Source organism: Pseudohaliea rubra DSM 19751, from assembly GCF_000764025.1.
In the GTDB taxonomy this organism is placed as follows: domain Bacteria; phylum Pseudomonadota; class Gammaproteobacteria; order Pseudomonadales; family Halieaceae; genus Pseudohaliea; species Pseudohaliea rubra.
The window spans coordinates 1-21,301 of sequence record NZ_KN234781.1; the positions used below are offsets into that span (position 1 = coordinate 1).

Genomic DNA, 21,301 nt, shown 5'->3' on the forward strand with positions numbered 1-21,301 from the left:
AAGGCGCGGTGGACGCCGCTCTCGCTGCCCTCGGCGAGGGGCCCGCGCCGCGCGCCTTGCACCGGGACCCACGGGTCGCCCTCCTCGCTCAGCTGCTGCGCAATCAGGCGGGCGTCGATGCGGTAGCGGACCGCGGCGCCGCGGTGCGCGCCATCGGCGAGTTTCTCGGTGCACGGCACGGCAGTCGCAAGCTGGTCGCCGGGCAGGACCCGCGGCTCGCAGCCCTGCCCTGGCGCGATGCCGGACTGCTGCCCCGCTTTGGTGAGCTGGAGCCCGGCGACCTTGCTGCCGTCAGCTACGCGCGGCTCGCGATCGGCGAGACCGGCAGCGTCGTACTCACCAGCGGCCGCGACAACCCGGCGCGCAACAACCTGCTGCCGGAAGACCACATCGTGCTCGTCAACGGAGAGGATGTAGTCGCAGGCCTCGACGACCTGTGGCCGGCACTGCAGGCAAGGCTGGGGCCAGAGCAGCGCCCGCGAGGCGTCCACCTGATTTCCGGACCCTCAAGCACGGCGGATATCGCCCTGGAAATGGTTTTCGGCGCCCACGGACCGCGCGCGCTGCAGGTAGTGCTGGTCGCCAGGGATGCCGCGGACTGCCTGGCGGCAGCCCGGGCGCTGTGATTACACGCCGAGCGGCGTGTAACTGAACTTCTGTCCGCCGAGGCTGGCTTCATACATGAGGCCGCCCTTGGCAATGGTAAAGATGGCCATGCCCTTGCGATAGCCGCCGTGCACCGTGGACGCGTTGTGCTGCCCGCCGCTGGCGCCGGCCGAGGTGCCGCCGCCGGTAGAAGCTTCCGCAGAGACGCCGGCCGTGAGGGCAACCGCCGTGGCCTGGGCGCTGAACTCGAAATTCCCGGAAGTGAACATCTCGAAGGCCCGACGGTCTTCGAAGAAGATGATCTGGCTGTAGGCCTGACCGCCGAGCTGGAAACCAAGCGTGAGCTGGGTCATCTTCACATCACCGACGTACTCCCCCTGGGCATAGACCCGCCCCTTGCCATGGGCGCCGCCAATGCCGATACCGCCCTTGCCGATCGTCGGGAACAGCGCGTAGCCATAGGCCGTTTCGAAGAAGGTGTCTGTCTCACCGGCACGCTGGAACGCATCCAGCGCATCGGCGTACTTGTCATCCGCCTGAACGAAGGCGCTCAAAGAAAGGCCGAGGCAGAGCGTAAGGGTGGTGAAAAGATGTCTCGTCATGGTGGTTCCTCTCGGGCGGTACAGGGATGCTTTGCGGGCGCACCGAGTGTACGCCAGCGACCGCGGGGCCGCTATCCCGTGTTGCGCATAGCCGCGGCGCTAGCGGCAATGCTCGCCAGCACCGCCGGCCGCAGGAGCGGAGCCTCGCCGCCGCGCTCCCGGCTGCGCTCGAGCAGCTCCGCCCGGGGGTCATCCGCGCTCACCGGGCCCAGCCCGAGACCCTCTTCAGCAGGTCGACAACCCGACAGCTGTAGCCCCACTCGTTGTCATACCAGTTGAGCACCCTCAGGTAGCGCCCGTTGGTGACAGACGTGAAGCCAGCGTCGAAGATCGACGAGTGGCTGTTGCCGATAATATCCGAGGATACCAGGGGCCGCTCGCTGTACTGGAGAATGCCCTGGAGCCGCTCCGTGCGCGAAGCGGCGAGCACAGCGCGATTCACTTCCTCCGGCGTGACGGTCCGCGACAGCTTGACGAACAAGTCGACCACCGAGCCATCGGACACAGGCACCCGTGAGGCGATTCCGTCAAGGCGACCCTTGAGCTCCGGCAAGACTACGCCCACGGCCTTGGCAGCGCCGGTGGAGGTAGGGATGATATTCTCCGCCGCCGCCCGGCTGCGCCGCCAGTCCGAGTGCGGTACGTCTGCGAGGCGCTGGTCGTTGGTGTAGGCGTGCACCGTATTCATCACGCCTTCGAGAATGCCGAACTCCTCGTGCAGGACCTTCGCCATCGGCGCCAGACAGTTCGTGGTGCAGCTTGCATTGGAGATGGTGCGATGCTCGGGACGGAGGCCCTCATCGTTAACGCCCAGGACCACCGTGTAGTCGATGGCATCCTTGGCCGGCACCGTGAGGACCACCCGACCGGCACCGGCGTCGATATGCTGCTGCAACTGTGCGGCGCTGCGGAAAACACCGGTGGCTTCCACCACTGCATCGATGGCGAGTTCGGCCCAGGGCAGCGCCGATGGGTCGCGCTCGCTGAGCATGCGCACGCGGCTCTTGTCGGTGACGATATGATCATCCTCGAGAGCGAGGGGGCCGCGGAAGGGACCCATGACCGTGTCGTACTGGAGCAGGTAGCGCAGAGCCTCGTGGTCGAAAAGGTCGTTGATGGCAACAACGTCCACGCCCTCAACGGTTTCCAGCACGCGGAACACGGAACGGCCGATACGCCCGAAGCCGTTGATCGCAATTCTCATGGCCGCCATCACGCCACCTCCGTCACAGCGCCGAGGTTACCGTAGAGCCGGGCCACTTCCAGCATGCGCTTGGCGTGGCCCCGGTTCTCGTACCAGGACAGGGTCTTGATGAAGTGCTCGCCAGCGCGTTGCGTACCCTGGCTGTCAAAAAGCAGCGACAGTTCGCTGCCGAGCACATCCGAGGAGACGATGGGATCATCGACCACGCCGATGCGCTCCGGCTGCGCCGCCGCACCGGCCCGCATAACCTCGTTCACGGCCTGGGCGGTGACCGACGGTTCCTCCATCACCAGGGTGACATCGAGGAGTGACCCGGCCTGCACCGGCACATTGAGAGTGGAGGTGTTGATCTTGCCGGCAAAGGCCGGCAGCACATGGCCGAGCCAGCGACCGGCATCGTGCGCGTTGGGAATGATGTTGCGGGCAGCGGAGCGGCTGCGCCGGTAGTCGCCCCCGGCGTAATCCTGGAGTGCCTGGTCCGACGTGTAAGCATGCACAGTCGTCAGGCTGCCACACTCAATGACGAACTCCTTTGCCAGGGTGTGAAGAAGCAGGCAGAGTGCCGAGGTGGTCGCCGAGCCCGCGGAGATCAACCGGTCCGTCGCGGAGATGCTGTCCTCATTGATGCCGGGGATGACGATGCGGTCGATCTCGTCTTCCGGGAGAGAACGCAGCATCACTCGCGGCGCGCCGCCCTGCAGATGGTGCCGCAGTACCTCGGCACTGCGATAAACGCCGGTAGCATCAATCACCAGATCGACCCCGAAGATGTCCCAGGGCATCTCCCCGGGCTGGTCCGTGGACATGAGCCGTGCACGGCTCCGCGGACCGCAGACAAAGTTACCCTCCAGGTAGTACTGCTCCGGGGCTTCAACCTCCGAGCGCAACAGATAGAGCAGGATATCCGGCCTGCCGATATCCGCGATGGCGACGATCTCGATATCCTCGCTGGCCGAACTGAGGTCAAAAAGCTGCCGGCCCGTGCGACCGAAGCCCATGAGCCCCAGGCGCAGCGGCCTTGAGCTGTTCATCTCGCAATCTCCCTTGCAGGGTGGCTGTAGCGGCGCGTCACCGCAAAGTCAGTGTTGCACCGGATCGGACACAGCGCAAACGATAGCGGCCGATCCGGCCTTCCCCGCAGCGGTATCGGCCGGGCGAATCCACGCCGGGCGAATCCACGCCGGGCCACGGCGCGTACACCCCGGGACGCAAAAGGAGACCTACCATGGAAGCCACTGCCCTCAACCCCCGTGCCCATGCTGACCACGACCTCTCTGCGGAGGCCATCGCCGTACGTACAGCCCTGGAAAATGCGGGGCTGGAGACGCCTATGGTGCCCACGGGCCTCAGCCGCGACGAGAAATATGCGCGCCTGCGCGCCGCGTTCACGGACGTGGCCAAGACCCTCGGTCTGGACCTCGCGGACGACAGCCTGGCGGAAACGCCGCACCGCATCGCAAAGATGTACCTGGACGAAAGCTTTTCAGGGCTCGATTATCGTAGCTTCCCGAGCATCTCCGTGATCGAGAACAAGATGCAGGTGGACGAGATCGTGCGGGTGGATGCCATTGAGCTCACCAGCACCTGCGAGCATCACTTTGTCACCATCGACGGCAGCGCCCGCGTGGCCTACCTGCCCCGGGAGCGCGTCATCGGGCTGTCCAAGATCAACCGGGTAGTGCGCTTCTTTGCCCGCCGCCCCCAGGTACAGGAGCGTCTCACCCGCCAGGTGCTGGTGGCCCTGCAGACCCTTCTCGACACGCCCGACGTCGCCGTGAGCATCAATGCGGTGCATTACTGCGTGAAGTCCCGGGGGGTCATGGACGGTACCTCCTCGACCCACACCACCGCCATGGACGGGGCCTTCCGCCAGGACCCGGCGCTGAGGGCCGAGTTTCTCCGCTAAGCGCGGACCGCCCGGGCCAGCCAGCGATCCAGACAGCTGGCAAAGCGCTGCTTATCGGCAGCACCGAGGGCCGCCGGCCCGCCGGTGACCTGGCCTGCGTCGCGGAGCGTCGCCATCAAATCGCGCATGGCGAGGCGGCTGCGGATATTGTCCCGGGTAAACGCCTCCCCCCGGGGGCTCACAGCCTCGCCGCCGCGCTCCACGACCGCCGCCGCGAGAGGGATGTCCTGAGTGACCACGAGGTCGCCGGCGCCCACCGCGGCGACAATGGCGTCATCGGCCACATCGAAACCCTGGGGGACCTGGCGGAAGTGGATGGACGGCAGCGGGGGCACCGGGAGGGGGTGATTGGCAAGCAGCGTCATCTCGACCCCCGTGCGCCGGGCCGCGCGGAAGAGAATGTCCCGGATCGCCTGGGGACAGGCGTCCGCATCCACCCAGATACGCAAAGCCCGCTCAGTGCCAGTGCACAAGCACTCGCCCTGCCTCGGCCGACTCTCGAGCCAACGCTTCGGCCAGGGCGCCGAAGCGCTCATCGATCTTCTCCCGCCGGATCTTGAGCGTCGGGGTGAGCACCTCGTTCTCGATGCCCCAGGGCTCGCTGCTGACGATCACCGCGCCGATGCGGGCGTGCTTTTCTACGCTGTCGTTGATCGCCGCCACCGTGTCGCGGAAAGACTGCTCAATTTCGTCACGGGGCCGCTGCATGGCGTCCTCCGTGAGGACAGCCACCATCACGGTCTTGGAGAAGCCCCGGCCGAGGAGACACTGCTGCTCGGCGTGGGGGTTCTCGGCGAAACTGCCCTCGATCGGCGGCGGCGCCACAAACTTGCCCTGGATCGTCTTGAAGTAGTCCTTCACACGGCCGGTGAGGTAAATGAACCCGTCCTCGTCCACCCGGGCCTTATCGCCGGTGTGCAGCCAGCCATCCTGGATCAGCTCGGCGGTCTTCTCCGGCATGCGGTAATACCCGGGGGTGCAGCCCTCGGCCCGCACGGCCAGCTCGCCCTCCCCGGTAAGCTTGTACTCAACTTCGCCGATGGGCTTGCCGATGGAACCGACACGGCGATCGTCGTGGCTGTTGAGGATAAGCCCCATGGCTTCGGTCTGGCCAAAGCCTTCCATGAGAACCAGGCCCAGCTCGCCCCACCAATGGATGAGCGCCGGCGGCGTGGGCGCGGCGGCAACCAGGCAGTATTCGACCTCGCCGAGACCGATGGTATCCAGCACCAGCTTGCCGATTCCCGCCTTATCCTGCTCAAGGGCGGCGGCCATGGCGTCCTGACCGCCGAACTTGGCGATGATCGCCTGCTGGAACTGCTCCCAGATCCGCGGCGGGCCGAAGAACATGTGCGGACGGGTATGCTGCAGGTCGCGCAGGATCGTTTCGAGGGACTCGTTGAAGGCTACCTCGCCACAGGTGACCAGGGACGAGTACTCCACGATCTGCCGCTCCGCGATATGCGACAGCGGCAGGTAGGACAAATAGCGGGGGGTTTCCCGCGTGCCGAAGGCGGTGGTGAAACGGCGGATCGGAACGAGATTGCTCTCGTGGGTCTGGATCACGCCCTTGGGCACACCGGTGGTGCCGGAAGTGAATACGAGGGCGACCATGTCGTCGGGCTTGCACTCGTAGGCCGGAGAGCGACCCTCGCCCTCGACGAGGAGGTCCTCCCAGCGCAGATGCGGCTCGGCAAGCTCAACCCCCGGCAGCGTCACGAGGGTGATCCCCGCGGGCAGCACACCCTTCACGGCCTCCCAGTTGCCGGCCTCGCCTACGAACATCACCGTCGCCTCAGTGAAGGCCAGCACATATTCCGCGGTGGAGGCCGGGTAGGTGGTAAACAAGGCGACGCTTGTGTTGCCGGAGGCGATAATCGCGAGATCGGCGAGGAACCAGTGCGGCCGGTTGCGGGACAGGAGCGCCATGCGGTTGTTGCTGCCAAAACGCTCCTCGAGGGCAGCGGCCACCGCCTGCACCTGGCACTGGGCTTCGGCCCAGCTGACGTCCTCACTGCCCTCTTCCCGGAGGTCGCGCAACCAGATGCGCTCCGGGCATTCGCTGGCCCAGTGAGCAAGCTGCGCAGGCAGGGTATGGTATTCCATCGGGTCTCTCCTTTTCTTATGGTCTCGCTATTCAGCGGCGTGTCTCTGACCGACGCGCGATCATTGCAGTAACAGGGAGCGCAAACCGCTCCCGAGGGGCTCGCCGAGCAGGGCGAGCAGGAAGAGGGACCGGGCGCAGGCGGCCAGGAGAGCCGGCGTGAGCTGTCGGACCATGCCGCGCCTACCTTACTCGGGAGCCTTGAGCATACGATAAGGTCACGGCACAGAAAAGCGCGCTCACCAGGGAATGGACTCGCCGGCATAATCGACAAAATGCAGCTCGCCGTCGGCCTGCGCCGCGTCCATTCGCTCGAGCAGGGCTATTGCCACCGACGCGGGCGAGAACAGCCGACCCTCAGGGACCCGCGCCTGGAAGGGCTTCGACAGCGCCGTGTCCGTCGTCCCGGGATGGAAGGCCAGCAGGGCTACCTGCGGCGCCCGGCGACCGAGCTCCACCGCCGCCGAACGCAGCAGCATGTTCAGAGCGGCCTTAGATGCCCGGTAGCCGTACCAGCCGCCGAGACGGTTATCCGCGATGCTGCCGACGCGGGCGCTGAGCACGGCCACCGTCGCCCCGTCGCTGCGCCGCAGCAGCGGCTCGAGCGCCGCGAGCCAGAGGAGCGGCAGCACCGCATTGACCTGGTAGAGATGTCCGAGCGTGGCCGCATCAAGCTCCCGGAGGGACTTTTCCGGCCGGTAGCCATCGCCATGCAGCGTCCCCGTTGCCAGCACGACCCGGGCCAGCGGCAGACTCTCGCAGTGGTCAGCCACTGCCCGGGCAGCCTCAGCGATCGCCCCCTCCTCCGCCGCTGCGGTGAGCCAGCACAGGTTGGCCAGGTCCGCCAGGGCCGCCGGCGGCCGGGGCTGGCGGCTCACGGCGATCACCTGCTGGTAGCGCTCTGCAAGCGCAACCACTGTCGCACTGCCGATGCCCCCCGCAGCGCCGACGACCAGGGCGGCGCGCTCTGCTTTCTTTACTATCACTTCAGTCATCATCCCGTCTCTTACGCTGTAACGGCAGCGCCGGATGCCTTTGCAGCCGCTGCCGCCGTGCTATCCTCTCGCCGCCGGAGGAGGATGCCCCAATGACTGATAACACCGCGACCGCCACCCCGCCCTTCCACCCCGCCGATGTGCTCAACCCGCACATCATGGGTGACGAAGTGAGCATGCATGCCCTGTTCGATTACCTGCGGAGCACCGACCCCGTGTCCTGGGTCGAGCACCCGGACTACCGGAGCTTCTGGAACCTGACGCGCTATGACGACGTAAAGACGATCGGCAGCGCCAACGACGAGTTCCTCAGCGCGCCGCGCACGGTGCTTGTGCCCGAGGCCATGGAGCAGGCGCTGCTGGAGACCTTCGGCAACAAGAACGGCCTGGAAACCCTGATCCACATGGACCGGCCCAAGCATCTCAAGCTGCGCAAGGTCACCCGGGAGTGGTTCCTGCCGCGCAGCATCGACAAGCTCGAGGCGGAAGTGCGGGCGCTGGCGAAGGAGTTCGTCGACAAGATGGTCGAGGAGGGTCCGGAGTGCGACTTCGTGCGCGATGTGGCCCTGTTGCTGCCGCTGCGGGTTATCGTCTCGATCCTCGGCCTGCCCCGGGAGGCCGAGCCGACCATGCTCAAGCTGACCCAGGAGATGTTCGGCGGCCAGGACCCGTCGCTGCAGCGCAGCGAAGACCCCACTGCGGGCCTTGCGGTGATCCAGGACTTTACCGACTATTTCACGGAGGTGATCGCCGAACGCAAGCGCCAGCCCACAGATGACCTCGCCAGCGTCCTCGCCAATGCGCTGGTCGACGGTGAGCCCATGGATACGCTGGACCAGATGAGCTACTTCATCATCACCGCCAGCGCCGGCCATGACACCACCTCAGCCGCCATCGGTGGTGGTATGAAGGCGCTCATCGAGCATCCGGAGCAGCTCGCCCTCTGGCGGGATAGGCCCGACCTCGACGATCGCGCTGCCCGGGAACTTATCCGCTGGGTGGCACCGGTGCGGCACATGGTACGCACCGCCACACGGGAGGTGACGCTCGGCGGCAAGACCATCCGCGAGGGTGACAACCTCGCTCTCTGGTACCCGGCCGCCAACCGCGACCCGGCCGCCTTCGACGCGCCGCACCGCCTGGACCTCAGCCGCGACCCGAAGCAGCAGCTGGCCTTCGGCTACGGCTCGCACATGTGCCTCGGCCAGCACCTGGCTACCCTGGAGGTCTCCTGCTTCTTCCGCGAGCTGCTGCCGCGGCTTGAGGAGCTTGAGCTCGCTGGAGACCCGGAGTGGGTGAAGGCCATCTTCGTCGGCGGGCTGCGCTCCCTCCCGGTGCGCTACCGGCTGCGCTAGGCGCCCCGCGCGGGCGCCGCCCTCAGCACCGCTAGAGGTGGCGGCGCACCGCCACCACGTCCGGCTCTTCGCGGTTATAGACCAGGCGGAAGCCGAGCCCCTCGCAGAGGCGCAGCATGCGCCGGTTGGCCGTCAGCACCTCCCCTTCCATGACCTCCAGGCCCCGGTCACGGGCGGCGTTCATGAGCTGCTGCATCAGCCGCCGGCCCATGCCCTGGTGCTGCAGGTCATCGGCAATCGTCAGCGCGAATTCACAGGACTCGCCGTCCGGATTCGCCACGTAGCGGGCTACGCCGATAATCCGCGGGGCAAGGCCATCGGGGGTGGCAATGGCAACGAGCGCCAGCTCGCGGTCGTAGTCGATCTGCGTGAAGCGCGCCAGCATCATCGGTGACAGCTTGTCGACCCGGTACATGAAACGGTAGTAGCGGCTCTCCGGGGAAAGCCCCTCGACAAAGGCGCGCTCCATTTCCGCGTCTTCAGGGCGGATGGGCCTGACGAGCAGGTCACTGCCGTCGGCGAGCTGCCAGTGCTCGGCCATGGCCGAAGGGTACGGGTGGATGGCCATATGGCCGTAGCGCCGCGTGCTCGCCTCGCGCGTATGTACAGCTATCCGCGCATCGAGGGCCACGGCTCCGTCGCCGCCCAGGCGCACCGGGTTCATGGTCAGCTCGACCAGCTCCGGCAGTTCGCAGGCCAGCTCCGAGACCCGCATCAGCATAGCAACCAGGGACTCCGCGTCGGCCTCACTGAAGGTCTCCGGCGGCGCCCCCTCCAGGGCCCGGCGCACCAGCTCTCGGGCCAGGAACCCGTTCAGCGGCGGCAGCGCGACCTGCAGCCCGGCCATGGGCGAGAGGCCATCGCGGGCTGCGCCGATACCGATATAGGGACCGAAGGCAGGGTCGCGGGCCAGCACCACGGCGACCTCCCGCGGGTCATCGGCTTCAAGCAGGGGCTCAACGGAAATGCCGTTGATGCGCGCATCGGGGCGGGCGGCTTTCACCTGAGCGATGATGTCGCGATAGGCCGTGCGCACCTCGTGGGCGTCGCGTACCCGCAGGCGCACGCCGCCCACAGCGGCCTTGCGGGGAATGTCGGGAGAATTGACCTTCATGGCCACCGGAAGACCGAGGGTCTCTGCGGCCACCAGGGCATCCGCAGGGGATGATGCGTTGATCGCCGGCGACACGGGCACCCGGAACGCCCGCAGCACGGCCTTGGCCTCGGTCGTGGTGAGCGCCTCCCGGCGCTCGCCCAGGGCGTTCTCGATCATCAGCCTGGCGCCCTCGATATCCGGAGGCTGTTCCTCGGAGGCCGGCGGCGGCACCTGCAGCAGCACCGCCTGGTTGCGGCGGTAGGCGGCGATATAGGCGAAGGCATCCACGCCGCGCTCCGGGCTGGTGAAATGCGGCAGCCGTGCCGCGGCCAGCAGTTCCCGGGATCGGGCCACCAGATCCTGGCCCATCCAGCACGCCACCACAGGCTTGCGCGCGCCCTTCGCGGCCTCAATGACTGCCGCTGCGCAAGCTTCAGGGTCCGTCATGCCCTGGGGCGTAAGCAGCACCAGCAGCCCGTCGACTTCCGAATCCTCAAGCAGCGCCTTGCAGGCGGCAGCGTAACGTTCAGGCCCCGCATCACCGAGGATGTCCAGCGGGTTGTCCGGCTGCCAGTGCGTGGGCATGAGCGCGCGCAGTGCGGCATAAGTGCCGGCATTGGGGCTCGCGAGGCTGACGCCGCGCCGCCGCGCCCGGTCGGCGGCCATCCGACCCGGCCCCCCGGCGTTGCTGACCACCGCCAGGCGCTGCCCCGTGATGCGGGTACCGGCCAGCAGCGTACGCGCAGCGGTGAACAGCTGATGCACCGTATTGACGCGCACGGCGCCGGCACGCTCGATGGCGGCATCGAAGACACGATCGCCCAGCGCACCATCACCGGCCTCGTTGCGGCCGGATTTCAGAACGATCACCGGCTTCACCCGTGCGGTCATGCGCAGACCGCTGAGGAAGGCACGGGCATCGGTAATACGCTCCACATAGACCAGCACGCTGTGCGTCGACGCGTCCACGGACAGAAAATCCAGCAGGTCGCCGAAATCCACATCCGAGGCGGCGCCGGGGGACGCGACGGCGGAAAAACCGAAGTCGTTGGAATCGGCCCAGTCGAGGAGCGCATTGCAAAAACCCACGGACTGGGCCAGCAGCGCTACCTTCCCGGGCCGACTCCGGCTCTTGGCAAAGCTGGCGTTGAAATGCCAGGCCGGGCGCAGCACACCCAGGCTGTTGGGACCGAGGAGCGGCAGATCGTGGGTCCGGGCGATATCCACAAGCTCGGCCTGCAGACCGGCCCCGGCGGAGCCGATCTCACCGAACCCGGCAGACATGACAATGGCGGCACCAACCCCGCTCTCGGCGCAGTCGCGCAGGGCCGCAGCGACGCTTGCTGCGGGAATGGCAAGGATCGCCAGGTCCACGGGGCGGCTGATCGCCGAGACCCGCGGCCAGGCCGCACGCCCCTGCACCGCTTCCCGGTTGGGGTTAACCGGGTAGAGTTCCCCTTCGAAACCGCCCTCGATGATGTTATGCAACACGCGGCCGCCGACGCCATCCAGGCGGTCTGAAGCGCCGATGACAGCGACGGAACGGGGCTCGAAGAGCTTGTGCAGGTAGTGCCTTTTCAAGGTGCCGAGCTCCCGAAAGAAGCGGGGCGAGGGCCGTGCAAGACCCAGGCTTTTACAGGAGAATAGTGCCACAGTCGCAGCGAGGGTCTCCAGCACGCCATGACCATAGGCTATATCACTCACACGGATTGCCTGCGCCATGACATGGGCCTGCACCCGGAATGTCCCGCCCGCCTTACGGCCATCAACGACCGGCTCATCGCCAGCGGCGTCGACATGGCCCTGGTGCATTACGATGCACCGCTCGCCGAACGCGCCTGGCTGGAGCGGGTCCACGACCCGGCCTACCTCGACGACCTCGATGCCCGCTCGCCGCAGGGCGGCCTGGCCTGGGTGGACGGCGACACGGCCATGAACCCGGACTCCCTCACGGCCGCCCGACGTGCCGCAGGCGCTGCTGCTCTCGCCGTGGATCTGGTGCTCTCCGGCAAGGAAACGCGGGTTTTCTGCGCCGTGCGGCCCCCCGGGCACCACGCGGAGCGTAACCGGGCCATGGGCTTCTGCTTCTATAACAACGTGGCCGTCGCCGCCCTGCACGCCCTCGAGGCTCACGGGCTGTCCCGGGTGGCTATCGTCGATTTCGACGTCCACCACGGCAATGGCACCGAGCATATCGTCGCCGGGGATCAGCGGCTGCTCTTCTGCTCGACCTTCCAGCACCCGTTCTATCCGCACTCGGGTTACAACAGCATCGACAGCAACGTCGTCAATGCACCACTCCCCGCCGGTGCGGACGGCGCGGCTTTCGCCGCCGCGGTGGAGGCGAACTGGCTGCCACGGCTGCGGGCCTTCGCCCCGGAACTGGTGCTGGTGTCGGCCGGTTTCGATGCCCATCAGGCCGACGCAATGGCCGGCCTCAATTTCGTCGACAGCGACTATGCCTGGGTGACCGGTGAACTGTGCGCGCTAGCCGCCGAGAGCGCGGAGGGCCGTATCATCTCCCTGCTTGAAGGCGGCTACGACCTGCACGCCCTGGCACGCAGCGTCGAGGCCCATCTGAAGGCAATGCTGGGCTAGCTTGCCGGGGCAGATGTGCAAACTTCTGACTCAGGGCCCTGACGCCCCGTCCCCTTCCTGGCGGTCTGCGCCCAGCTGCTCCGTCGCGCCCGCCAGCGCCACCCAGAGCGCGCGCACGGCCGGCGAGGGCTCACCGAGCGCCTCGGCCGCCTCCGCGGGCCTCGCAGCGGCCCAGCTCTCCGGCGGGCGCCAGGCACGCCGCCAGGCCAACAGCGACTCCGGCGGCAGGGCCGGTGCAATGGCAAAACCCTGGGCATAGCGGCAGCCGAGGCCGAGCAACACATCACCCTGGGCCGCGGATTCCACCCCCTCGGCGACCAGTTCCCGCCCGAAAGCCCGGGCCATGCCGACGATGGCGCTCAGCATGGCAAAGTCGTCAGCGCCCTTGAACAGATCGCGCACGAAGCGGCGATCGATCTTGAGCCGCTCGGCCGGCAGATCCTTCAGATGCGATAAAGAGGAGTACCCGGTGCCGAAATCGTCGAGGGCAAAACGGACCCCCAGGGGCGCGCAGACCGCCATAACGTCCTGCAGCTGCTCCCGATCGGCCAGCGCCGAGCTCTCGAGAATCTCCAGGGTCAGACCGCAGTCACCGCCATCGAGCTCGTGGAATCGCAGCAGCTCGCGCAGTCCCGCGGTGAAATCGGAACGGCTGAGCTGGGGGCTGGTCACGTTGACCGCCACGGCGATGTCCTCGCCGGCCGCTCGCCAACCCGCCAGCTGAGCTACCGCCTGGCGCAGCACCCAGTCGCCCACCCGCCGCGCCAGGGGATGCCCCTTGAGCATGGGCAGGAACTCTTCGGCCCCGAGCAGCCGATCCTCGCGCTGCCAGCGCAGCAGAGCTTCCACCGCGAGCAGTTCGCCGCTCTGCATGTCGACGATCGGCTGGTAGTGCAACACGAACTGTCCCTGATCCAGAGCCCGCCCCATGTCCTCAAGATAGGCGCGCAAGCGAGCGTCCTGCTGCCGGTCGTAGAGCCGGTAGCCGTTTTTGCCCGCGTTCTTGGCCTGATACATGGCCTGGTCGGCCTGCCGCAGGAGGCCTTCGGCATCCGCCGAAACGCCGCGGCCGTAGAAGCTCAAGCCCGCGCTGGCAGACAGGGCTACCCGGTCCTCGCCCAGGGCGAGGGGCTCGGCAAGCCTGCTCAGCAGCCGGTCCACCAGCAGCAGGCATTCCTTGCGGCTGTTGAGATCCACGAGCACTATCACAAATTCATCGCCGCCGACGCGGGCCACCGTGTCGCCGCGGCGCACGGAGGCCTGCATGACCTTGCTGACGCTGGCAAGCGCCCGGTCGCCGGCAGCGTGGCCGTGGCGGTCGTTGATGCTTTTGAAGCCGTCGAGGTCCAGGTAGAGCACGGCCAGCTCCGTGCCCCGCCGCTCCGCCACCGCCATGGCCTGCTCAAGGCGGTCTGCGAGCAGAGCCCGATTGGGCAGTCCCGTGATGCTGTCGAAATGAGCCGTGCGCTGCAGCTGTTCCTGGCGCCGATAATCATCAGTGATATCCCGGGCTATCGTGAACAGCCCCTCGCTGTCGCCTTCCTCCTCGCCGACGATAGGCCAGCGGCTCACGGCCATCCAGCCGGGCTTGCCGTCTTCCCGGGTCAGGGGCTGTACCTGGTTCAGGAGCGGTTCACCGGTGCGCAGCACGCGGGCCTCCTGCTCTGCCGTATGCCGTGCCGTCTCGGCATCGAAAAGGTCGGCCTCGGTCTTGCCCACGAGGCTTCGCCAGTCTTCTTTGCCGGTGAGCCTGGCAAAGCTGGAACTGCAGAACAGCAGACGTCCCGTGGCATCCTTGAACAGCACCAGGTCCGTGGTCTTGTCGAGAAAAATGAGGAAGTTCTTGTTCAGCTCTGCAAGATGCCTTCGCTCCTCGTCGAGCTCCTCGAGCGCGGCACGGCGCGACCGGTAAGCCGCACGCACCGCCCGGTTCGCGCGCAACAGGCCGGCCACGAGCACAAGCACAAGCAGGAAGGCCGCAGCGAGGGCGAGGAGCTCACCGCGGTATTGATGCAGCACATCATCGAGGCGCAGCAGCTGCACCTCGTCGTAGGGTGGCAGGCGCAGGGCGCGCACCGCGGCATCCACCGCACTGTAATCGCCGGGCAGGCCGATCCCGGCGGCGTAACCCGTGGCCGCCGGCACAGCCAGCGGTTGCGCCCGAAGGAGCGAACCGAAGGCCAGCCGCACCACGGCCGGATCCACCTGCGGCAGCGCAGCAACGGCCCACTGCGGGTACAGCGGCGTCGAATTGAGGAAGGGAAATCCGGGGGTATCGCGCTGACCAAGCAACCGCACCGCGCCGTCGTCGAGCAGCCCGCTACTGCGGAAAAATTCATAGTTGGCGCTGCGCAGGAACGCCGCGTCCACCTCCCCGGCGCGAAGGGCCGCAAGAGCCTCAGGCTGCGTTGCGTAGTCCACCATGACCAGCGACGAGGCGGCTACCCCCGCTTCCGCCAGCGCCGCCAGCGGCGCCAGGTAGCCGCCGGTATCGCTGCGGCCCAGGGTGGCCACGCGCTTGCCAACGAGATCGGGCAAGGTCACGAGATCATCGCGCCCCGCCTGCACCAGAATGACACCTCCGACGCGGTGCACCTCCGTACCGTCGGCACGGCGAACATAAACCGAAGCAAATGCCGGCGGCAGGGAGGTGCGTGCGCGGAGCAGAAGGTAGTGGTACGGGTTGGTGACAACCAGGTCGACCGTACCTGCGGCCACCGCCGCCTCCAGGGCGGGGCCGCGCAGGAAGAGAAACCGCAGGGACAGGGGCGCGCCGGTGGCCTTCAGGGCACTACTGAGCGGCGCCATGGAGAGCCGCGCCGAGCGCGCCGGACCGAGTTCATAGATGCCCACGGTCAGCGGCGTCGGCTCCGCGACGGCCGGAGCAGCGGCGAAGCCACACAGCACTAGACACACGCCGGCGAGGCGGGCTCGCAACGATCGAGTCTGTCGTTCTGTGATCCTGCTCCCGGACACCTGGCTCAGCCCTCGCTTGCCTTGGCCGATTGTCGGCAAAAGGCGCGGGGGCGGCAAGCTGCCCGGCTGCCCGGGGCGTCAGCCGCCCAGAAAACTCACCAGCTGATAGATGGCAAGAGCGCCAAGATACCCGGCGACGCCGTAAGCCGCGAACATCTGCAGCGGCAGGCGCCGGGAGCCCGCTTCGCGACTGAGGATGGCCATGGTGGAGACACACATGAGGGCAATGGCGAAGAACACCAGCAGGGCGAGCCCGGAGGCGAGACCCAGCTCACTGGCCTGAATGTGGCTCACCAGCGGCACCATGTTCTCCTCCGCAGACTCGATACCGAACATGGCCCCGAGGGTGCCGACAAAGACCTCCCGGGCCAGGAAGGAAGTCAGGATGGCCACCCCGTAGCGCCAGTCCAGACCCAGCGGCTCGAAGAGCGGGCCGACGAAGCGCCCGAGCTGGCCGAGCCAGGAGGCGCTGAGATCGGCACCGCCGTTGGGGAAGTAGCCGAGGAACCAGACCACTACGGTAACCGCGAGAATAATGCCCCCGGCCTTGGTAATGAAATGCTTGCAGCGCTGCCAGGCCTTGCGCACCAGGGGCGCCCAGGCCGGCACCCGGTAGGGGGGCATCTCCAGAACGAAGGGCAGGTCCGTGAAGTGGTCGGCGCGACTCCGGGATACCAGTGCGGTCACCAGGAGGGCACAGAACATGCCGAAGAAGTAGATGCCGAACATCGCCGCCCCCTGCACGCCCACAAGGCCGCCGAAGGCGGTCGTGTTGGGAATGAAGGCGGCAATCAGCAGGGTGTAGACGGGCAGCCGCGCCGAGCAGGGCATGAGCGGAATGGCCAGGTAGGTAAGCAGGCGCTTGCGCGGCGAATCAATGGAGCGTGCCGCGTAGATCCCGGGAATCGCGCAGGCAACGCCGGACAACATGGGAATGAAGCTTTTGCCGGTAAGACCGAAGAAGCGCAGGGGCTTGTGGCAGATGAGCGCGGCCCGGGCCATGTAGCCCGAATCCTCGAGCATGCCGATCACAAAGGTGAGCACGAAAATCTGCGGCACGAACACGAGGAAGGCGCCCATGCCCGAAAACAGCGCATCGGCCGTGAAGTCCTTGCCCAGCTGGCCCGGCACGAGTGGCACCACCAGCTCGGCGAGCCAGCCCAGACCGGCCTCTACGGCGTCCATGGCCGGGGCCGCCCAGGTAAAGATGGACTGGAACAGCAGGTACATGATCACGAAGAAAGCAAGGCCGCCGAAGGCCGAGTGCAGGAAGAAACCGTCGAGACGGGTCTGCGTTCGCACGAGCAGATCACCACGGGGGCCGTACTTGCGTGCGAGCTGGTGGGCGTTGCCGCGCAGGAGCACGTCGGGGGTATGGGCAATACCCTCGTCATGGGGCCAGGGGTCGGCCGCAGCGTCTTCGCCGCGCAGGCGACACAGGAGCTCCGGCACCCCCTTGCCGGTGCGGGCGGAAATCGGCAGCACCGGCGCTGACAGCTCCCGGGACAGACCCTCGAGATCCACCTCCAGGCCGTGGCCGGCGAGAATATCCATCATGTTGGCGAGCACAAGCACCGGCTTGCCGCGGCGCTCGCACTCGCGAATCACCTGCAGCGTAAAATAAAGGCTCTTCTCCAGCCGGGTGACGTCAATAAGGCAGAGCACATGCGAGACCTCGGGGTCCTCGAGGCCCTGCTGGAACTGCTCCACCGCCACCTGCTCCTCCCCGGAGATCGGCTGCAGCGAATAGGTGCCCGGATAGTCGACCAGGGTGGTGTTTTCAAGATCGGCAAAGTGACCGCTCGTCACCTCGACGGTGATACCCGGGAAATTCGCGACCTTCTGGGAGAGTCCCGTGAGGCGGTTGAAGAGCAGGCTCTTGCCGCAGTTGGGGCTGCCGATCAGGATGATCTTACGTGTCATGGGACTCCAGCTTGATATGACTGGCCACCTCGTCGTCGAGGGAGAAGATGGTATTGCTGACGCGGAAGACCTTCGGCGACCCGAAGGCCGGCGCCTGGAGGCAGCTGACGGTCTCGCCGGGATGGAAGCCCATCTCCATAAGGCGCACTCGATAGTGGTCGGCGAGGATGTCATCAAAACCCGCGATTACGCCGCCCTCCCCCTTGCGCAGGGACCACAAAGACCTGGGCGCCCCGGCATTCACCGGAGCTGTCATCGTCGCTTTCATCGCGGGATCCTCATGCCGTGGTGCGCTCGCGCTGCTGCGCCAACCAAAGATGCGAATAATAACCGTTCCTCGCCAACAAGTCATCGTGCGTGCCGCGCTCAACCACGCGCCCCTCGCTGAGCACCACCAGCTCGTCGGCGTCGATCACCGTCGACAGGCGGTGGGCAATAACCAGCGTTGTGTGCGAACGGGCCAGGGCCTTCAGCGCGTCGAGCACCGCCGCCTCCGAGCGGCTGTCCAGGGATGAGGTCGCCTCGTCGAAGACCAGGATCGGCGCATCCTTGAGCAGGGCCCGGGCGATCGCCACCCGCTGCTTCTCGCCGCCGGAGAGCTTGAGACCACGCTCACCCACGGTGGTATCCATGCCCTCCGGCAGCCCGGCAACGAAAGCCTCCAGGTGCGCCCGGGCAAGCGCGGCCTGCACCTCCTCGTCGCTGGCGCCGGGCCGGCCGTAACGGATGTTCTCACGCAGGCTGTCGTTGAAGAGCACCGTATCCTGGGGGACGATGCCGACCGCCCGCCGCAAGCTCTCCTGGGTCACCTCGCGCAGGTCCTGTCCATCGATGCGCACGGCGCCGGCGGCAGGATCGTAGAAGCGGAAAAGCAGCTTCACAAGGGTCGATTTGCCTGCCCCGCTGGCACCGACCAGCGCCACCTTTTTCCCCGCCGGCACGCGGAAGCTCACGCCATCGAGGATGGGCCGGCCGTTCGGGTAGTGGAAGGACACCGCATCGAAGACCACCTCGCCGCCGCCCACCGCCAGGGGCCGCGCGGCCGGGGCATCGCGGATCATCGGCTCCCGGTCGAGGAGGGAGAACAGGTTCTCGATGTTCGCGAGGGAACTCTTGATCTCCCGATAAACAAAGCCCAGGAACCCCAGCGGCATGAACAGCTGCAGCATGAACTGGTTGATCAGTACAAAGTCACCGATGCTCAGCAGGCCGCCGCTGACCTGCCAGGCGGCAAGGCCGATCATGGCGGTCTGCGACAGGGCGATGATCAGCGCCTGCCCCGCATTCAGAGCGAACAGCGACAGGCGGTTGGAGCGGCGGGCGCTCTCCCACTCGGCCAGGGACTCGTCGTAGCGATCCGCCTCGAAGCCCTCATTGGTGAAGTACTTGACCGTCTCGTGGTTGAGCAGGCTGTCCACGGCCCGCGTATTGCTGCTCGAGTCCGCTTCGTTTACCGCACGCACAAAGCGGGTGCGCCACTCGGTCGCGCGGAAGGAAAACAGCGCGTAGGCAACAACGGAAGCGACGACAATGGACGCATAGCCGCCGCCGTAGTTGAACAGGAGGATCCCGGCCACCATCACAATCTCAAACAGCGTCGGTGCGATGTTGAAGACAAAAAAGCGCAGCAGGAAACTGATCCCCGTAGTGCCACGCTCAATATCCCGGGCGAGGCCGCCGGTACGCCGGTTGAGGTGATAGTCGAGCTCGAGGCTGTGCACGTGCCGAAACGCCAGGAGCCCGATGCGGCGCATGGCGCGCTCGGTGACGCGGCCGAAGAGCGTATCCCGGAGCTCGCCGAAGAACACGTTGGCAAAACGCGCAGCCCCGTAGGCGAGGACCAGGCCGAAGAGCAGCCCCGCAGCCATACCGGCGCCGGCAGCGAGGTCGAGGCTGTCGACGAGGTGCTTGAGCAGGAATGGAATCGTCAGCAGCGCCCCCTTGGCCGCCAGCAGGCAGGCAAGGGCCAGGCCGATGCGCGGCCAGTTGCCGGCCAGCAGCGGGATCAGCCGCCTGAGCACGCCCCAGGGCAGGGGTCCTGCGGGTAGGTCTGTAGGAGTAGTGCCTCGCATGGCTCCGCGCCCGGCACTTTCGCCCGGGGCTCGCTGTCAGGGAATGGGCAGGCCGCGGGGGTGCGGCACCCGGGGCCCGCAGGCCCCGAACGGGGTTGTCTCAGTCGATGATCACGCCGGCGGTATCGGCATCGGGGGCCCGGGCCGGCACAGGCGCGACAAGCTCGCAGAAGATCACTTTGTCGGAGGTAGCTTCCCGCTCCCTGGCCTTGCTGAACTCCACCCGTGCCATGCTGTCCTCCCGAAGAGCCTGCTGCGACGGCGCAGAGGATAGCCTGTTCCCCGGGCCTTGAACACCACCGCCCCGGACGCCCGCCCGGGGCTGCTGCATTGCAATGGTTGCAGCGGCACGCCACACTTGGCAGCGCAAGCCGCCCACAACACGGACCCGGAGACACCATGGCTGACGAGCGCTACCCGTTCACGGACAAAACCATCGCCCGCGGCTGAGGCCGCGCGCGACGTACCGCCCACCATGGCAGAGCTACTGGACACCGTCGGCTGGCGGGAATGGCTGCGCTTCCCGACCCTCGGCATCGACGCGATCAAGGCCAAGGTCGATACGGGAGCCCGCACCAGCTGCCTGCATGCCTTCGAACTCGAGCCCTTCGAACGGAACGGTCGACCGTGGGTGGCCTTTGCGATGCATCCCTTGCAGCGCGACGAGAGCACGGTGCTGCGCTGCGAGGCACCCGTGGTGGACCAGCGGCAGGTGCGCGACTCCGGTGGCCACGCCGAGCGGCGCTATGTCATTGACGTCCCGGTGGCGCTGGGCAAGTACCGCTTCGAGGCCGAGGTCACACTCACCAGCCGCGACACCATGCTGTTTCGCTGCCTGCTCGGACGCACCGCGCTGCGGGGCCGTTTCCTGGTCGATCCGGGCCGCTCCTACCTCGTTGGCAAGCCGCCCGACGACGACGCTGCGCCGCCGCAAGGAGGACTCAAACCATGATCATGAAAATCGGCATCCTTTCCCGGAACCGGAAGCTCTACAGCACCAGGCGCCTGGTGGAGGCCGCCGCGGCGCGGGGTCACGAGGTCCACGTGCTGGACACGCTCAAGTGCTATATGGACATCAACTCGGCAAAGCCGATGATCTACTACAAGGGCGAGCCGCTTGAGGGCTACGACGCCGTCATTCCCCGGATCGGCGCATCGATCACGGAGTACGGTACCGCCGTCATCCGCCAGTTCGAGATGATGGGAGTCTACTGCCTCACCGAATCCATCCCTCTGGGCCGCTCCCGCGACAAGCTCAGGGCGCTGCAGCTTCTGTCCCGGAAAGGGGTGGGCATGCCGGTGACTGGCTTTGCCCACGATGTGGAAAACGGCCGCCAGCTGATCAAGATGGTCGGCGGCACCCCCGTGGTCCTCAAGCTCCTCGAGGGTACCCAGGGGCGCGGTGTGGTGCTGGCCGAGACCTACAAGGCTGCGGAATCGGTCATCGATGCCTTTATCGAGCTCGGCGCGGACTTCCTGGTGCAGGAGTTCATCAAGGAGGCCGGCGGCTCCGATGTGCGCGCCTTCGTCATCGGCCGTCGGGTGGTTGCAGCCATGGAGCGCAGCGCCGCCGAGGGTGAGTTCCGCTCGAACCTGCACCGCGGCGGCAGCGCGGCACCGACCAAGCTCACCCCGGAAGAGCGGCGCACGGCCGTCAAGGCAGCGCAGACCATGGGGCTGTCCGTGGCCGGCGTCGACATCCTGCGCTCCTCCCGCGGCCCGCTGATCATGGAAGTGAATTCCTCCCCGGGCCTGCGCGGCATCGAGGAGGCGAGCGGCAGGGATATTGCCGGGCGGATCATCGACTACGTCGAGGAGCACGCCCGCCCCACCAAGAGCGACAGCCGGCGGACCCGGGGCTGAG

At 66.9% G+C, this 21,301-nt stretch carries 19 protein-coding genes; 6 read left to right on the forward strand and 13 right to left on the reverse strand.

Annotation, left to right across the window (positions count from 1 at the left end):
* Window positions 1–626, forward strand: a 626-nt coding sequence (locus tag HRUBRA_RS11875; RefSeq protein WP_052094788.1) for a LutC/YkgG family protein, incomplete at its 5' end; no start/stop codon positions are given.
* On the opposite strand, the gene HRUBRA_RS11880 is transcribed toward HRUBRA_RS11875, so the two are convergent.
* The 4 genes from HRUBRA_RS11880 to HRUBRA_RS11890 all read right to left on the reverse strand — a co-directional run bounded on the left by HRUBRA_RS11880 (window position 627) and on the right by HRUBRA_RS11890 (window position 3,443).
* Window positions 627–1,208 (reverse strand): YSC84-related protein, encoded by a 582-nt coding sequence (locus HRUBRA_RS11880; RefSeq protein WP_035517504.1) that lies wholly within the window; start codon window positions 1,206–1,208, stop codon window positions 627–629. It abuts the gene before it with no gap.
* A 71-nt stretch (window positions 1,209–1,279) separates the two neighbouring features.
* Window positions 1,280–1,411 carry a hypothetical protein gene (locus HRUBRA_RS15710; RefSeq protein WP_268870540.1) on the reverse strand — a complete coding sequence of 44 codons (132 nt, stop codon included), beginning with the start codon at window positions 1,409–1,411 and terminating at the stop codon, window positions 1,280–1,282.
* A complete protein-coding gene (gene gap, locus HRUBRA_RS11885) occupies window positions 1,408–2,421 on the reverse strand; it encodes a type I glyceraldehyde-3-phosphate dehydrogenase (protein WP_035517505.1) in 1,014 nt (337 codons plus the stop codon). Before gap ends, HRUBRA_RS15710 begins: the two co-directional genes overlap by 4 nt.
* Window positions 2,421–3,443, reverse strand: a complete 1,023-nt coding sequence (locus HRUBRA_RS11890; protein ID WP_035517506.1) for a type I glyceraldehyde-3-phosphate dehydrogenase — start codon at window positions 3,441–3,443, stop codon at window positions 2,421–2,423. Before HRUBRA_RS11890 ends, gap begins: the two co-directional genes overlap by 1 nt.
* A 194-nt stretch (window positions 3,444–3,637) precedes the next feature.
* On the opposite strand from HRUBRA_RS11890, the gene folE reads away from it, so the two are divergent.
* Window positions 3,638–4,318, forward strand: a complete 681-nt coding sequence (gene folE / locus HRUBRA_RS11895; RefSeq protein WP_052094790.1) for a GTP cyclohydrolase I FolE — start codon at window positions 3,638–3,640, stop codon at window positions 4,316–4,318.
* On the opposite strand, the gene HRUBRA_RS11900 is transcribed toward folE, so the two are convergent.
* From HRUBRA_RS11900 to HRUBRA_RS11910, 3 genes are all read right to left on the reverse strand, one after another.
* Window positions 4,315–4,767 carry a YaiI/YqxD family protein gene (locus tag HRUBRA_RS11900; protein ID WP_035517507.1) on the reverse strand — a complete coding sequence of 151 codons (453 nt, stop codon included), beginning with the start codon at window positions 4,765–4,767 and terminating at the stop codon, window positions 4,315–4,317. The two genes, folE and HRUBRA_RS11900, sit on opposite strands and share 4 nt — an antisense overlap.
* A gap of 7 nt (window positions 4,768–4,774) precedes the next feature.
* A complete protein-coding gene (locus HRUBRA_RS11905; protein ID WP_035517508.1) occupies window positions 4,775–6,424 on the reverse strand; it encodes an AMP-binding protein in 1,650 nt (549 codons plus the stop codon).
* 237 nt (window positions 6,425–6,661) lie between these two features.
* On the reverse strand, window positions 6,662–7,420 hold the full coding sequence (locus HRUBRA_RS11910; protein WP_084592624.1) for an SDR family NAD(P)-dependent oxidoreductase: 759 nt from the start codon (window positions 7,418–7,420) through the stop codon (window positions 6,662–6,664).
* Window positions 7,421–7,509: 89 nt separating this feature from the next.
* Between HRUBRA_RS11910 and HRUBRA_RS11915 the strand changes: the two genes are divergently transcribed.
* The gene (locus HRUBRA_RS11915; protein WP_236629861.1) at window positions 7,510–8,772 is read left to right on the forward strand and encodes a cytochrome P450; all 1,263 of its coding nucleotides are present in this window, start codon (window positions 7,510–7,512) and stop codon (window positions 8,770–8,772) included.
* A 31-nt stretch (window positions 8,773–8,803) separates the two neighbouring features.
* On the opposite strand, the gene HRUBRA_RS11920 is transcribed toward HRUBRA_RS11915, so the two are convergent.
* Entirely contained in the window at window positions 8,804–11,572 is a 2,769-nt protein-coding gene (locus tag HRUBRA_RS11920) for a bifunctional acetate--CoA ligase family protein/GNAT family N-acetyltransferase (protein WP_201771597.1), read from the reverse strand.
* On the opposite strand from HRUBRA_RS11920, the gene HRUBRA_RS11925 reads away from it, so the two are divergent.
* Window positions 11,549–12,466, forward strand: coding sequence for a histone deacetylase family protein (locus HRUBRA_RS11925; protein ID WP_084592627.1), 918 nt, complete (start codon window positions 11,549–11,551; stop codon window positions 12,464–12,466). The two genes, HRUBRA_RS11920 and HRUBRA_RS11925, sit on opposite strands and share 24 nt — an antisense overlap.
* A 30-nt stretch (window positions 12,467–12,496) precedes the next feature.
* On the opposite strand, the gene HRUBRA_RS14770 is transcribed toward HRUBRA_RS11925, so the two are convergent.
* The 5 genes from HRUBRA_RS14770 to HRUBRA_RS15715 all read right to left on the reverse strand — a co-directional run bounded on the left by HRUBRA_RS14770 (window position 12,497) and on the right by HRUBRA_RS15715 (window position 19,669).
* Window positions 12,497–15,403 (reverse strand): EAL domain-containing protein, encoded by a 2,907-nt coding sequence (locus HRUBRA_RS14770; protein ID WP_144244465.1) that lies wholly within the window; start codon window positions 15,401–15,403, stop codon window positions 12,497–12,499.
* Window positions 15,404–15,520: 117 nt separating this feature from the next.
* The gene (gene feoB, locus HRUBRA_RS11935) at window positions 15,521–17,365 is read right to left on the reverse strand and encodes a ferrous iron transporter B (RefSeq protein ID WP_035517510.1); all 1,845 of its coding nucleotides are present in this window, start codon (window positions 17,363–17,365) and stop codon (window positions 15,521–15,523) included.
* On the reverse strand, window positions 17,355–17,633 hold the full coding sequence (locus HRUBRA_RS11940; protein WP_236629862.1) for a FeoA family protein: 279 nt from the start codon (window positions 17,631–17,633) through the stop codon (window positions 17,355–17,357). The genes feoB and HRUBRA_RS11940 overlap by 11 nt, the downstream gene beginning before the upstream one ends.
* Window positions 17,634–17,643: 10 nt before the next feature.
* Window positions 17,644–19,437, reverse strand: a complete 1,794-nt coding sequence (locus HRUBRA_RS11945) for an ABCB family ABC transporter ATP-binding protein/permease (protein ID WP_035517511.1) — start codon at window positions 19,435–19,437, stop codon at window positions 17,644–17,646.
* Window positions 19,438–19,537: 100 nt separating this feature from the next.
* Window positions 19,538–19,669 (reverse strand): hypothetical protein, encoded by a 132-nt coding sequence (locus HRUBRA_RS15715; RefSeq protein WP_268870541.1) that lies wholly within the window; start codon window positions 19,667–19,669, stop codon window positions 19,538–19,540.
* Between the two features lie 243 nt (window positions 19,670–19,912).
* On the opposite strand from HRUBRA_RS15715, the gene HRUBRA_RS11950 reads away from it, so the two are divergent.
* Window positions 19,913–20,389, forward strand: a complete 477-nt coding sequence (locus tag HRUBRA_RS11950; protein ID WP_035517512.1) for an ATP-dependent zinc protease family protein — start codon at window positions 19,913–19,915, stop codon at window positions 20,387–20,389.
* Window positions 20,390–20,391: 2 nt separating this feature from the next.
* Window positions 20,392–21,300: a 30S ribosomal protein S6--L-glutamate ligase gene (gene rimK, locus HRUBRA_RS11955; RefSeq protein WP_035517523.1), complete on the forward strand. Its 909-nt coding sequence runs from the start codon at window positions 20,392–20,394 to the stop codon at window positions 21,298–21,300.
* Window position 21,301 lies beyond the last annotated feature (1 nt).

What these genes read in the sequence shown, in the direction of transcription:
- HRUBRA_RS11880 (WP_035517504.1), bottom strand. Translation starts at nt 1,208, where the DNA reads ATGACGAGACATCTTTTCACCACCCTTACGCTCTGCCTCGGCCTTTCT.
- gap (WP_035517505.1), bottom strand. Translation starts at nt 2,421, where the DNA reads ATGGCGGCCATGAGAATTGCGATCAACGGCTTCGGGCGTATCGGCCGT.
- HRUBRA_RS11890 (WP_035517506.1), bottom strand. Translation starts at nt 3,443, where the DNA reads ATGAACAGCTCAAGGCCGCTGCGCCTGGGGCTCATGGGCTTCGGTCGC.
- folE (WP_052094790.1), top strand. Translation starts at nt 3,638, where the DNA reads ATGGAAGCCACTGCCCTCAACCCCCGTGCCCATGCTGACCACGACCTC.
- HRUBRA_RS11905 (WP_035517508.1), bottom strand. Translation starts at nt 6,424, where the DNA reads ATGGAATACCATACCCTGCCTGCGCAGCTTGCTCACTGGGCCAGCGAA.
- HRUBRA_RS11910 (WP_084592624.1), bottom strand. Translation starts at nt 7,420, where the DNA reads ATGATGACTGAAGTGATAGTAAAGAAAGCAGAGCGCGCCGCCCTGGTC.
- HRUBRA_RS11915 (WP_236629861.1), top strand. Translation starts at nt 7,510, where the DNA reads ATGACTGATAACACCGCGACCGCCACCCCGCCCTTCCACCCCGCCGAT.
- HRUBRA_RS11925 (WP_084592627.1), top strand. Translation starts at nt 11,549, where the DNA reads ATGACCATAGGCTATATCACTCACACGGATTGCCTGCGCCATGACATG.
- feoB (WP_035517510.1), bottom strand. Translation starts at nt 17,365, where the DNA reads ATGACACGTAAGATCATCCTGATCGGCAGCCCCAACTGCGGCAAGAGC.
- HRUBRA_RS11940 (WP_236629862.1), bottom strand. Translation starts at nt 17,633, where the DNA reads ATGAAAGCGACGATGACAGCTCCGGTGAATGCCGGGGCGCCCAGGTCT.
- HRUBRA_RS11945 (WP_035517511.1), bottom strand. Translation starts at nt 19,437, where the DNA reads ATGCGAGGCACTACTCCTACAGACCTACCCGCAGGACCCCTGCCCTGG.
- HRUBRA_RS15715 (WP_268870541.1), bottom strand. Translation starts at nt 19,669, where the DNA reads ATGGCACGGGTGGAGTTCAGCAAGGCCAGGGAGCGGGAAGCTACCTCC.
- HRUBRA_RS11950 (WP_035517512.1), top strand. Translation starts at nt 19,913, where the DNA reads ATGGCAGAGCTACTGGACACCGTCGGCTGGCGGGAATGGCTGCGCTTC.
- rimK (WP_035517523.1), top strand. Translation starts at nt 20,392, where the DNA reads ATGAAAATCGGCATCCTTTCCCGGAACCGGAAGCTCTACAGCACCAGG.